This window comes from Luteimonas qiangzhengi, assembly GCF_039548515.1.
GTDB lineage: Bacteria > Pseudomonadota > Gammaproteobacteria > Xanthomonadales > Xanthomonadaceae > Luteimonas.
The window spans coordinates 96153-107689 of record NZ_JBCLVE010000011.1 but is presented as its reverse complement, the minus strand read 5'-3'; the positions used below and the strand labels follow the sequence as shown (position 1 = coordinate 107689).

General features: G+C 65.6%; 12 protein-coding genes. 9 read left to right on the top strand and 3 right to left on the bottom strand.

What is annotated here, in order from left to right; all coding sequences use genetic code 11:
* Positions 1 to 63 precede the first annotated feature (63 nt).
* Complete coding sequence (locus WCE59_RS10100) at positions 64 to 615, bottom strand: DUF1415 domain-containing protein (RefSeq protein ID WP_343258640.1); 552 nt, start codon at positions 613 to 615, stop codon at positions 64 to 66.
* Positions 616 to 702: 87 nt separating this feature from the next.
* On the opposite strand from WCE59_RS10100, the gene WCE59_RS10095 reads away from it, so the two are divergent.
* Positions 703 to 1605: a DMT family transporter gene (locus WCE59_RS10095; protein ID WP_343258639.1), complete on the top strand. Its 903-nt coding sequence runs from the start codon at positions 703 to 705 to the stop codon at positions 1603 to 1605.
* A 101-nt stretch (positions 1606 to 1706) separates the two neighbouring features.
* Here WCE59_RS10095 and WCE59_RS10090 read toward each other — a convergent pair whose 3' ends face one another.
* Positions 1707 to 2348: an OmpW/AlkL family protein gene (locus tag WCE59_RS10090; protein WP_343258638.1), complete on the bottom strand. Its 642-nt coding sequence runs from the start codon at positions 2346 to 2348 to the stop codon at positions 1707 to 1709.
* Between the two features lie 255 nt (positions 2349 to 2603).
* On the opposite strand from WCE59_RS10090, the gene WCE59_RS10085 reads away from it, so the two are divergent.
* Both WCE59_RS10085 and lpdA read left to right on the top strand, forming a co-directional pair.
* A complete protein-coding gene (locus WCE59_RS10085; protein WP_343258637.1) occupies positions 2604 to 3998 on the top strand; it encodes a dihydrolipoyllysine-residue acetyltransferase in 1395 nt (464 codons plus the stop codon).
* 16 nt (positions 3999 to 4014) lie between these two features.
* On the top strand, positions 4015 to 5817 hold the full coding sequence (lpdA, locus tag WCE59_RS10080; protein ID WP_343258636.1) for a dihydrolipoyl dehydrogenase: 1803 nt from the start codon (positions 4015 to 4017) through the stop codon (positions 5815 to 5817).
* Between the two features lie 36 nt (positions 5818 to 5853).
* Here the strand turns inward: lpdA and WCE59_RS10075 are convergent, their stop codons facing one another.
* Entirely contained in the window at positions 5854 to 6774 is a 921-nt protein-coding gene (locus WCE59_RS10075) for a hypothetical protein (protein ID WP_343258635.1), read from the bottom strand.
* A gap of 355 nt (positions 6775 to 7129) precedes the next feature.
* On the opposite strand from WCE59_RS10075, the gene WCE59_RS10070 reads away from it, so the two are divergent.
* The 6 genes from WCE59_RS10070 (at position 7130) to atpA (ending at position 11450) form a co-directional block, all read left to right on the top strand.
* A complete protein-coding gene (locus WCE59_RS10070) occupies positions 7130 to 7507 on the top strand; it encodes a hypothetical protein (protein WP_343258634.1) in 378 nt (125 codons plus the stop codon).
* 42 nt (positions 7508 to 7549) lie between these two features.
* The gene (gene atpB / locus WCE59_RS10065) at positions 7550 to 8347 is read left to right on the top strand and encodes a F0F1 ATP synthase subunit A (RefSeq protein ID WP_343258633.1); all 798 of its coding nucleotides are present in this window, start codon (positions 7550 to 7552) and stop codon (positions 8345 to 8347) included.
* A gap of 78 nt (positions 8348 to 8425) precedes the next feature.
* Positions 8426 to 8707, top strand: a complete 282-nt coding sequence (atpE, locus tag WCE59_RS10060) for a F0F1 ATP synthase subunit C (RefSeq protein ID WP_343258632.1) — start codon at positions 8426 to 8428, stop codon at positions 8705 to 8707.
* Positions 8708 to 8821: 114 nt separating this feature from the next.
* Positions 8822 to 9292, top strand: a complete 471-nt coding sequence (locus tag WCE59_RS10055; protein WP_343258631.1) for a F0F1 ATP synthase subunit B — start codon at positions 8822 to 8824, stop codon at positions 9290 to 9292.
* A 3-nt stretch (positions 9293 to 9295) separates the two neighbouring features.
* Positions 9296 to 9817, top strand: a complete 522-nt coding sequence (locus WCE59_RS10050; protein ID WP_343258630.1) for a F0F1 ATP synthase subunit delta — start codon at positions 9296 to 9298, stop codon at positions 9815 to 9817.
* 67 nt (positions 9818 to 9884) lie between these two features.
* Positions 9885 to 11450, top strand: coding sequence for a F0F1 ATP synthase subunit alpha (gene atpA, locus WCE59_RS10045; RefSeq protein ID WP_343258629.1), 1566 nt, complete (start codon positions 9885 to 9887; stop codon positions 11448 to 11450).
* The last annotated feature ends 87 nt before the right edge of the window (positions 11451 to 11537 follow it).

Here is an 11537-nt window from a genome sequence, read left to right as displayed (position 1 = left end):
TCGTGGCTGTGGTTGTGGTGGTCGTGCGCCATATCAACAGACGTTCATCTCTGGCGGGCGGCTTCAGCCGGTAAACAGCTTCCGCCAGCCCTCATGCCCCAGCCGTTCCAGCGTGTCCAGATTGCGTTGCACGATCACGTCCGGGTCCGGATACGCCTCCACCGCCCGGCTGACGCTGTCTTCGCGTAGCAGGTGCAGGGTGGGGTAGGGCGCACGATTGGTGAAGTTGGTGATGTCGTCCGGGTCGGTATCGCTGAACTGGTAATCGGGATGGAAGCTGGCGACCTGCAGCACGCCCTCCAGGCCCATGTCTTCCACCAGCGCGTCGGCCAGATCGAGGAAGTCGTTGTAATCCAGGAAATCGCCCAGCACCTGCGGGTGGATCAGCAGGGTGGTGTCGGTGTCATCGGCCGGCACGTCGCGCAGATGGGCCAGCTCGAGGGCCAGGGCTTCAAGCAGCGCCTCCGGCGTGGTGGCGGCCGATACCACCATGCGAACCTGGTCACGCACCGTCACCGCCTTGGCGAACGGGCACAGGTTCAGGCCGATCACCGCGCGCTCAAGCCACAGGCGGGTGCGGGCAGCGGGATCGTCGGAGACGGGGTGTGGGGTCATGGATGGCCGGTATTCACGTGGGCCCACAACGATCCCCTCCGCCGCCGGGTGGGTCAAGATCCACGGCGCAGCTGTTAATCTGTCGCGATGCCCGCCCACTCCGACAATGGCCGTCACGCAATCCTGCTGATGCTGCTGGCGGTGCTGCTGTTCGCGTTCATGGACGGCGGCATGAAGTGGCTGGGCGTGGACTATCCGCCGCTGCAGGTCGCTTCCATGCGCGGCCTGGTGGCATTGCCGCTGGTGCTTGGCTGGATCCTGGCCCGGCGCCGCCTGCACACCCTGCTGCACATCCACTGGCCGCTGCATATCCTGCGCGGCGTGCTGGGCATCCTGATGATGGTCGGGTTCGTCTACGGCCTGGCGCGGATGCCGATGGCGACCGCCTACTCGATCGTGTTCGTGTCGCCGCTGCTGGTGACCGCGCTGGCGGTACCGATCCTGGGCGAAAAGGTCGGGCCGCGACGCTGGGCCGCGATCGGCGTTGGCATGCTGGGCGTGCTGGTAGTGCTGCGTCCCACCGGCGCGGGCGTGATGACCACCGCCGGGCTGGCCCTGCTGGGCGCTTCGATCTGCTATTCGTTCGCCTCGATCACGGTGCGGGTACTGGCCCGGCGCGACAGCACCGAGGCCATGGTGTTCTGGTTCCTGGCCATGCTGGCGGTGGGCGCCGGCGTCCTGGCCTGGTCCAACTGGGTGCCGATCCGCAGCGAAGACCTGTGGATTTTCCTGATGGTGGGCATCAGCGGGGCGCTGGGCCAGGTGGTGCTGACCAACGCATTCCGCCTGGGCGAGGCCTCCCAGATCGCGCCGCTGGAGTACAGCGGATTGCTGTGGGTGGTGCTGATGGACCTGACGGTTTGGGGTGTGCTGCCCGACCGGATGACCTGGCTGGGGGCGGGAATCATTGTAGCCAGCGGCATCTACCTGCTGCATCGCGAACGCATCCAGGCGCCCGAGCGCGAGAGTCCGCCGGTCAAGCCGAACTGAGCCTGCCCACTGGGCGCGCATGAAAAAGGCGGACCCGTCTGGGCCCGCCTCTTGATCACTGAAGATCAGCTCGGAAATTCAGTTCTGAAATTCTGATCAGATCAGAACCGGGCGCCGAGCCCGATGCCAACCGTCCAGGGATCCAGCTTGATCTCATCACCGGTCGAGGCACCGGCCACGTTCACATCCGCACGCGAGCGCATGTAGCGCGCATCCGCCCGGGCAAACCAGGTCGGGGTGATGTTCATATCCACGCCAACCGTCCCGATCGCACCGCGCGGCGTATCCAGGCTCACATGGTCACCGCCCGGATTCAGATCCTCATCGCTGATGTTGGACTGGAAAAGACCCAGCCCCACAAACGGACGGAAGGTCTGGTCAGCCTGGCCGAAGTGATACTGACCGCTCAGCGCGATGGGCTGCTGCTCGACCGTGCCGATCTTGCCTTCCGGACCGCGCACGCGATGATCGAAGCTGTCCGCGGCGCCCCACAGCTCCACGCCCCAGTTGTCGTTGACGTGCCAGGTGGCGCTCAGGGTCGGGGCCGGGCCGCCGTCGATATCGATGCCCTCGGCAGGATTGCTGTGCGGCTCCAGCAGGGTCACGCCGCCAACGATGGAGACGCGCTTGCCGCCGTAGTCGGTGTCGCTGGTCTGGTTGAAGCTGTCCTGGGCGAATGCGGCGGGGCTGGCCAGCAGGGCGAGGGCAGCGGCGATGGTGAGTTTGTTGTGCAGGAAAGTCATGGGGGATTCCTCTTCTTGTAATGATGTTTCAACGCCGCCCTCTGCGGGGCGGACGCGACCATCCTGTCCAAGTGCACATGAATCCCGTTTGGCTGAAACGTTAAACGGCCCCCTTCGCTTTCACCACGGCTTCAGGCGCGTGGCAGTGGGGTGAAGCCCGGGCTGCGCATCCAGTGGCGCTGTTGCTGGTTGGCGGCTGGGACGCATGCGTCCACAATAAGGCGCTGACCCCCCTTAGTATTCGCGGAGCGCCGGATGGCCGACCTGAAAGAAGCACGTGTCCCTGATATCGGTGGTTTTGACGATGTCCCGGTGATCGAGGTGCTGGTTGCGGTGGGCGACCGCGTTGAAAAAGACCAGGGGCTGGTCACGCTGGAGTCCGACAAGGCCACGATGGAAGTGCCCTCGCCGTTCGCGGGCGTGGTCAAGGAGCTCAAGGTCGCCATCGATGACAAGATCGCCGAAGGCGCCGTGGTCGCGACCATTGAAGTGGACGCGGAAGAAGGCGGCGGCGGTTCCGCAGAAGCGGAAGCCAAGCCTGCAGCCGATGCGGAACCTGCCGAACGCGCCGAGCCTGAAGATCAGGCGCCTGCGGACAAGGAAGACGATCCAGCGGTGGAGCCTGCCGCGCCGGGCAAGCAGCCGGACAATATCGCCAAGGCCGCCATCGACCACGCCCCGGCAGGTGCCGGCAAGCCACCGGTGCGCTTCGATGCCGATGCCGTCATGCCGGACAAGGTGCCCTACGCCAGCCCCGCGGTGCGCCTGTTTGCGCGCGAGCTGGGCGTGGATCTGGGCCAGGTGCAGGGTGGCGCGCGCGGCGGCCGCATCACCCGTGAGGACGTGCAGAAGTTCGTGAAGTCGGCTCTGGCCGGCGGTACCGGCAAAGCCGCGGCTGCGGGCGGCGGCGGGCTGGACCTGCTGCCCTGGCCGAAGGTGGATTTCAGCAAATTCGGCGAAATCGAAGAGAAGCCACTGTCGCGGATCAAGAAGATCTCCGGTGCCAACCTGGCGCGCAATTGGGCCATGATCCCGCACGTCACCCAGCAGGACGAGGCCGATATCACCGGTCTGGAAGACCTGCGCAAACAGCTCAACAAGGAAAACGAGCGCGCCGGCATCAAGCTGACCATGCTGGCCTTTCTGATGAAAGCCAGCGTTTCCGCGCTGCAGAAGTATCCCGAATTCAACGCCTCGCTGGATGCTGCCGGCGAGACGCTCACGCTCAAGAAGTACTTCCACATCGGTTTCGCCGCCGACACCCCCAACGGCCTGGTGGTGCCGGTGGTGCGCGACTGCGACAAAAAGGGCGTGATCCAGATTGCCGAGGAAACCTCGGAGCTGGCGAAGAAGGCCCGCGACGGCAAGCTCGGCCCGGCCGACATGTCCGGCGGTTGCTTCTCGATCAGCTCGCTGGGCGGCATTGGCGGCACCAGCTTCACCCCGATCGTCAATGCGCCGGAAGTGGCCATTCTCGGTGTCTCGCGCGCCGCGATGAAGCCGGTATGGAATGGCGACAAGTTCAAGCCGCGCCTGATGCTGCCGCTGTCGCTGTCCTACGACCACCGCGTGATCGACGGCGCCGCCGCCGCGCGCTTCACCGTCTATCTGGCCAAGCTGCTGGAAGACATGCGGCGGATGCTGCTCTGATTTCGGAGAACACGTGATGGCCAATTCCCAGGAAGTGAAAGTCCCCGATATCGGCGACTTTTCCGATGTGCCCGTGATTGAGGTCCTGGTGTCGGTGGGCGATACCGTCACCGTCGACCAGGGCCTGCTGACGCTCGAATCCGACAAGGCAACGATGGAAGTGCCCTCGCCAGCCGCCGGCGTGATCAAGGAGCTGCGGGTCAAGGAAGGCGACAGCGTCTCCGAAGGCCAGGTGGTGGTGGTGCTGGAGGCCGCGGATGACGGCGACAGCGCCGACAATGGCGCCGATAAGGCGGGCAAGAAAGACAAAAAAGCCGGGCCCGGCAAGCCGCCGGTCGGCACCTCGCACCGCGCCCCGGCCGAGCCGGACCCGGTGAAGGCCGCGCCGTCGTCGGGTCGCAAGGCCGACGTGGAATGCGCGATGGTGGTCCTCGGTTCCGGCCCGGGCGGCTACACCGCCGCGTTCCGCGCCGCGGACCTCGGGCTGGATACGGTGCTCATCGAACGCTACGCCACGCTGGGCGGAGTGTGCCTCAACGTGGGCTGCATTCCTTCCAAGGCGCTGCTGCATTCGGCCGCCGTGATCGACCAGGCGCAGCAGGCGGCGGAATACGGCGTTGAATTCGGCAAGCCGAAAATCGCCCTGGACACCCTGCGCGGACACAAGGACAACGTGGTCGGCCAGCTCACCAAGGGCCTGGCCGGGATGGCCAAGCAGCGCAAGGTCAACGTGGTGCAGGGCACCGGCCGGTTTGTGTCGCCCAACGAGATCGAAGTGGCAGGCGATGACGGCAAGGCCACGCTGGTGCGCTTCGAGCAGTGCATCATCGCCGCCGGTTCGCAGGCAATGAAGCTGCCGGGCTTCCCCTGGGACGATTCGCGGGTGATGGATTCGACCGATGCGCTGGAACTGGCCGAAGTGCCCAAGCAGCTGCTGGTGGTCGGTGGCGGCATCATCGGCCTGGAAATGGCGACGGTGTACCGCGCGCTGGGCAGCGAAGTCACGGTGGTGGAGCTGGCCACCCAGCTCATCCCGGGCGCCGACAGGGATCTGGTCAAGCCGCTGGCCGACCGGCTGAAGAAGCAGGGCGTCTCCGTGCACCTGAAGACCAAGGTGGTCCAGGCCAAGGCGGAGAAGAAGGGGGTTGCGGTCGAGTTCGAAGGCGACAGCATTCCCGAACTCAAGCGCTACGACCGGGTGCTGGTGGCGGTGGGTCGCACGCCAAATGGCAAGAAGATCGATGCCGAGAAGGCCGGCGTACGCGTCGGCGAGCGCGGCTTCATCAACGTGGACCGGCAGATGCGCACCAACGTGGCGCATATCTTCGCCATCGGCGACATCGTCGGCCAGCCGATGCTGGCCCACAAGGCCAGCCACGAGGGCAAGCTGGCGGCGGAAGTCGCCGCGGGTGAGAAGAAAGAGTGGGTCGCGCGGGTGATCCCGTCGGTCGCCTACACCGATCCGGAGATCGCCTGGGTGGGAATCACCGAGACCGAGGCGAAGGAAAAGAACATCAAGGTCGGGGTGGCGAAGTTCCCGTGGGCGGCCAGCGGGCGCGCCATCGGCCTCGGTCGTACCGAAGGCTTCACCAAGCTGCTGTTCGACGAGGCCACCAACCGCATCGTCGGCGCGGCGATCGTGGGCGTACACGCCGGCGATCTGATCTCGGAAGCGGCGCTGGCGATCGAGATGGGCGCGGAAGCGGCGGATATCGCCCACACCATCCATCCCCATCCCACCCTCGGCGAGTCGGTGGCGATGGCGGCCGAAATCTACGCCGGCACCATCACCGACCTGTACATCCCGAAGAAAAAGTAATCCCGCGCGCCGAGCGGCGCGCGGGATCGTCCAGGCTCAGAAGCGGAAGCTCAGGCCCGCCATGGGGCCATGCACCCGCAGGTCGCCGGTGACCCGGCCGTCATAGGGAAACGGCCCGGCGTCGATGCCGTCCGGCGCACGGGCGGTGCCGGTGAAATCATCCGCCAGCTTCAGCCGGAACCAGTCGTAGCCCACGTGCACGCCCACCCGCGGGCTCACCATGTATTCGACAAACAGGCCGGCGCGCTCGAAATGCCCGTCCTCATCGAGGAAGTCGCCCCAGCTGGTATTCAGGTACTGGCCTTCCAGGCCCACGGTCCAGCGCTCGGCCGGCATCCAGGTGAGCCGGGTGTGCAAGCCGGGGGAGAATCCGCTGCGCTTCCACTCCACCGTCTCGAACTGGTCGTCCACCAGGTCGGTGGTGCCCGAGCTGCCAGCCGCGCGCAGCTCCAGCTCCGCCCAGGTCACGCCCAGGCCAAGCCCCCACTGCAGGGTGTCGTTGCTGATGAAGCTGTATTCATAGTTCAGGCTGGCCAGGCTCAGGCCCAGACGACCATCGATGCGCGCCTCGGGAACCTCGATCGATTCGGCGGGAGCGCCAATTGAACCGGCATCCAGAACGGTTCCGCCGTACTCCCATGTTTCGTTGCGGCGGTAATCGTAATAGTTGGCGACCAGCGCCTGGCGATCGCTGAAGCGGAAGCCGACCGCGCCGCGCGGACGCCAGGAGCGGCTGGTGTCAAAGCGCTCGTCGAATTCGAAAGTCGCCACATCGCTGCCGTCGGTGACAGAGCCGTTGCCGGCGAACCCCAGCTCGGCCTCCGGATTGAAGGCGCTCAGGCGAACGACGAAGCGGTCATCCGCCGTCTGGGCGTGGGCCGGAGCAGCCATGCCGGCGGTTGCCAGGCCGATTGCGGCCAACAGGGCCGCCGGACGCAGGTGGTGAAGTGGGGGCATTGGACATCCTTGGTACTTGTTCAGGATGGCCGATGGTGCGCAGGGCGCGGTGGGCGCCGGGTGAAAAGGCGCGCGCCGGGCACAAAAAAAATGAGCCCCGGGAGGGCCGGGGCTCGGTGTGATCTGCGTGCTGGACCGACGAGGAGGCGCAGCAGATCAGGCACGCAGGGTAAGACAGGGCGGATCGGACAAAGTTCCCCGTAACACGCTGCCATAACACGCCCCCAGAACGCCGCCAGTACGCACGACCGACGGCGGTTGTGACTCAAACGCCGGGACTGCTATAATTCTCGGGCTAACCGGGGGCAGTTATCGCATCATGCCCCGTCCCTCACCAACCATCCGGATTCCTGAAGTGTCCACGTTTGCCACCGAAGGTCGGCGCCTGGTTCGGCGCGCCATTGTCTGGCAGGCCATTGCAATTGCAGTGGCGGCGCTCGCGTTCCTGGTCAAGGGTCCCGATTGGGCCCTGGCAGTGGCGCTGGGCGGCGGCGCGGTCGCGGTGGGCGGCTGGCTTTCGAGCGTTGTCGCGCTCGGCGGCGGAGTCAGCCCGGGCATGGTCGCGCTGGCGCGGCTGGTGGCTGGCGTCGGGATGAAATGGGCGGTGATTGTGGGAGCGCTGTTGTTCGGCATGTCTGGCGCGGGCCTTCCTCCGCTGCCTATCGTGCTGGGGGTCATCGTGGCCCTGGCAGCGCAGATGCTGGCGATGGCCGGTCCACCGGCCCGCCGATGAATCGTGTCACTGGATCGTTTAACTGGCAGGAACGACTGACTTATGGCGGTTGAAGCGGAACTCACCCCTTCGAGCTACATCCAGCATCACCTGCAGAACCTGACCGGATCGGTCGGCGAAGGCGGGTTCTGGACGCTGCATGTGGATACCCTGATCGGCGCGCTGGTGCTGGGCACGATCATGTTCCTGATGTTCTGGGCCGCCACCCGCAAGGCCACGTCGGGCGTGCCCGGCAAGTGGCAGGCGTTCGTCGAAATCCTGCTGGAGTTCGTCGATCGCCAGGCGCGTGACACCTACCACGGGACCAGCAAACTGGTGACGCCGATCGCGATCACCCTGTTCTTCTGGATCCTGCTGATGAACATGATGAAGTTCATCCCCGCGGACTTCATCTCCGTCCCGCTGTCGTGGGTGGGCGTGGAGTACTGGAAGCCGGTGCCCACCGCCGACGTCAACGCCACCCTGGGCCTGTCGATCAGCGTGTTCTTCCTGACCCTGTTCTTCGGCCTGCGCGCCAAGGGCATCGGCGGCTTCACCAAGGATTTCCTGGTGACGCCGTTCGGCAAGTGGGCCATGCCCGCCAACCTGCTTCTGAACATCGTCGAGTGGCTGTCCAAGCCGATCTCGCTGGCAATGCGACTGTTCGGCAACATGTTTGGCGGCGAGATCGTGTTCCTGCTGATCTGGGTGCTCGGCGGCTCCGCCCTGATCGGTGTACTCGGCGGCGCCGTGTTCGGCCTGGGTTGGATGATCTTCCATATCCTGGTCGTTCCGCTGCAGGCCTTCATCTTCATGATGCTGTCGATCGTCTACCTCAGCCTGGCTGAGGATTCACACTGACCGGTCGCAACATCCCGGTTTCGATTCAGTTACACCCTCACCTCAACTACCAACTAGCAAGCCGTTCTGGAGACAACCATGGAAACCGCACTCGCTCTCATCGCCTCCGTCCAGTCCTCGACTGCCCTGGCTGTCGGCCTCATGGTCGGTCTGGCCGCGCTGGGCGCAGGCCTGGGTATGGCCCTCATGGCCGGCAAGTTCCTCGAGTCCGCCGCCCGCCAGCCGGAGCTGATCCCGGTCCTGCAGGTGCGCATGTTCATCACCGCCGGCCTGATCGACGCCCCGTTCATCATCAGCGTCGCCGTCGGCCTGCTGTTTGCCTTCGCCAACCCGTTCCTGGTTGGTGGCCTGGCCGTATAACCGACAAGGTTACGGAGTAACGGGCATCGGGCGGACCACGGGGTTCGCCCGGTCGCAACACGGACAGTCCCGGCCACTACAGGCCGGGGCCCCGAATACAGGCAGAGCACGAAGATGGATATCAATCTCACCTTAATAGCCCAGGCGTTGGCCTTTGCCGGCTTCATCTGGCTGATCGCCACCTTCGTGTGGCCGCCGCTGCTCAACGCGATTGAAGAGCGGCAGAAGAAGATCGCCGAGGGCCTGGCCGCAGCCGACAACAGCCAGCGTGCGCTGGCCCAGGCGCAGGAAACTGCTGACGCCGAGCTCAAGGCTGCGCGTGTCAAGGCCAACGAGATCATCGACCAGGCGCACAAGCGCAGTACCCAGATCGTCGAGGCCGCCAAGGTCGAAGCGGTCACCGAGGGGCTGCGCCAGAAGGCCATGATCGACGCCGAGATCGAGGCTTCGGCCACCCGTGCCCGCGAGGAGCTGCGCCACCAGGTGTCGCTGCTTGCGGTGAGCGGCGCCGAGCGCCTGCTCAAGCGCGAGATCAACGCCGACACCCACAAGGCGCTGCTTGACGAACTGGCTTCGGAGATCTGACCGATGTCCATGACCCTCGCCCGCCCGTATGCCCGCGCTGCCTTCGCGGTTGCGCGTGAAGACGGACACGCCGCGCAGTGGTCGGACGCGCTCGGATTTGCCGCCCGCGTTGCGACTGATCCCCAGGTCGCGGCCGTGCTGATGCATCCGTCGCTGACCCGCGAAGACGCGGTGACCCTGCTGGCACCGGAAGGCGCCGACGGGAAATTCTCCAGCTTCCTTGCCCTGCTTGCCGACAACGGGCGGCTGGGCGTGCTGACCGACATCGCCGGGTTGTACGAACAGCTGCGCGCCAGCGATGAGCGCGTGGTGCTGGCGAAGGTCACATCGGCGGCCGAGCTGCCGGACGCCGAGGTCGAGCAGATCCGCAATGCGCTCAAGCGCCGTTTCGGTCAGGAAGTACAGATCGAGACAGCGGTTGACGAAAGCCTGATCGGCGGCGCGGTCATCGCGGCCGGCGACGTGGTCATCGACGGCTCGCTCAAGGGCAAGCTCGAGCGTCTGCAATCCGCGCTGGCTCACTGAAGCCGGACACAACGAACATCTAAGCCGTGTGCTGCACACAGCGGCGCATGAACCAGGAAACGAAACCATGGCAACCACCACGCTCAACCCCTCTGAAATCAGCGAGCTGATCAAGTCGCGCATCGACAAGGTCAAGCTGTCCGCCGAGGCCCGCAACGAGGGCACGGTGACATCGGTGGCCGACGGCATCGTGCGCCTGCACGGCCTGGCCGACGTGATGCAGGGCGAAATGATCGAACTGCCCGCGACTGCTGACGGCATCCCGACGTACGCCCTGGCGCTGAACCTGGAGCGCGACTCGGTCGGCGCCGTAGTGCTGGGTGACTACGAGCACCTGCGCGAAGGCGACACCGCCAAGACCACCGGCCGCATCCTCGAAGTGCCGGTTGGCCCGGAGCTGCTGGGCCGCGTGGTCAACGCACTGGGCGAGCCGATCGACGGCAAGGGCCCGATCGACGCCAAGATGGGCGCGCCGGTTGAGCGCGTGGCACCGGGCGTGATCTGGCGCAAGTCAGTCGACCAGCCAGTGCAGACCGGCTACAAGTCGGTTGACTCGATGATCCCGATCGGCCGCGGCCAGCGCGAGCTGATCATTGGTGACCGCCAGACCGGCAAGACCGCGATGGCGATCGATGCGGTGATCAACCAGAAGGACACCGGCATCAAGTGCGTGTACGTCGCCATCGGCCAGAAGGCCTCGACGGTCGCCAACCTGGTGCGCAAGCTGGAAGAGAACGGCGCCCTGGCGCACACCATCGTGGTCGCGGCGACCGCGTCCGAATCGGCCGCGATGCAGTACATCAGCGCCTACTCGGGCTGCACCATGGGTGAGTACTTCATGGATCGCGGCGAAGACGCCCTGATCGTGTACGACGACCTGTCCAAGCAGGCCGTGGCCTACCGCCAGATCTCGCTGCTGCTGCGCCGCCCGCCGGGCCGCGAAGCCTATCCGGGCGACGTGTTCTACCTGCACAGCCGCCTGCTCGAGCGCGCAGCGCGCGTGTCCGAGGAGTACGTGGAGAAGTTCACCGAAGGCAAGGTTACCGGCAAGACCGGCTCGCTGACCGCGCTGCCGATCATCGAGACCCAGGCCGGCGACGTGTCCGCGTTCGTGCCGACCAACGTGATCTCGATTACCGACGGCCAGATCTTCCTGGAAACCGACCTGTTCAACGCCGGCATCCGCCCGGCCGTGAACGCCGGTATCTCGGTGTCGCGCGTCGGTGGCTCGGCCCAGACCAAGATCATGAAGAAGCTGTCGGGCGGCATCCGTATTGCCCTGGCGCAGTACCGCGAGTTGGCGGCGTTCGCCCAGTTCGCCTCCGACCTGGATGACGCGACCCGTCGCCAGCTGGAGCGCGGCCAGCGCGTGACCGAGCTGATGAAGCAGAAGCAGTACGAGCCGATGAGCGTGTTCCACCAGGCGCTGTCGATCTATGCGGTCGACAAGGGCTACATGGACGACGTGCCGGTGAACAAGATCGGCAGCTTCGAAGAGGCGCTGCATTCGCACTTCGAGAACACCGGCGCTGAACTGATCTCCAAGGTCAACGCCAGCGGCGACTGGAACGGCGACATCGAGGCCGCGTTCAAGAGCGGGATCGAAGAGTTCAAGAAGACCGGAAGCTGGTAATGACCGGACGGGCCCCGGCCCGTCCTGATCAGTGGCAATCCAATGGCGGGCCCTGGCCCGTCCCACGGGCAAGGGGCTCAAGCCCCC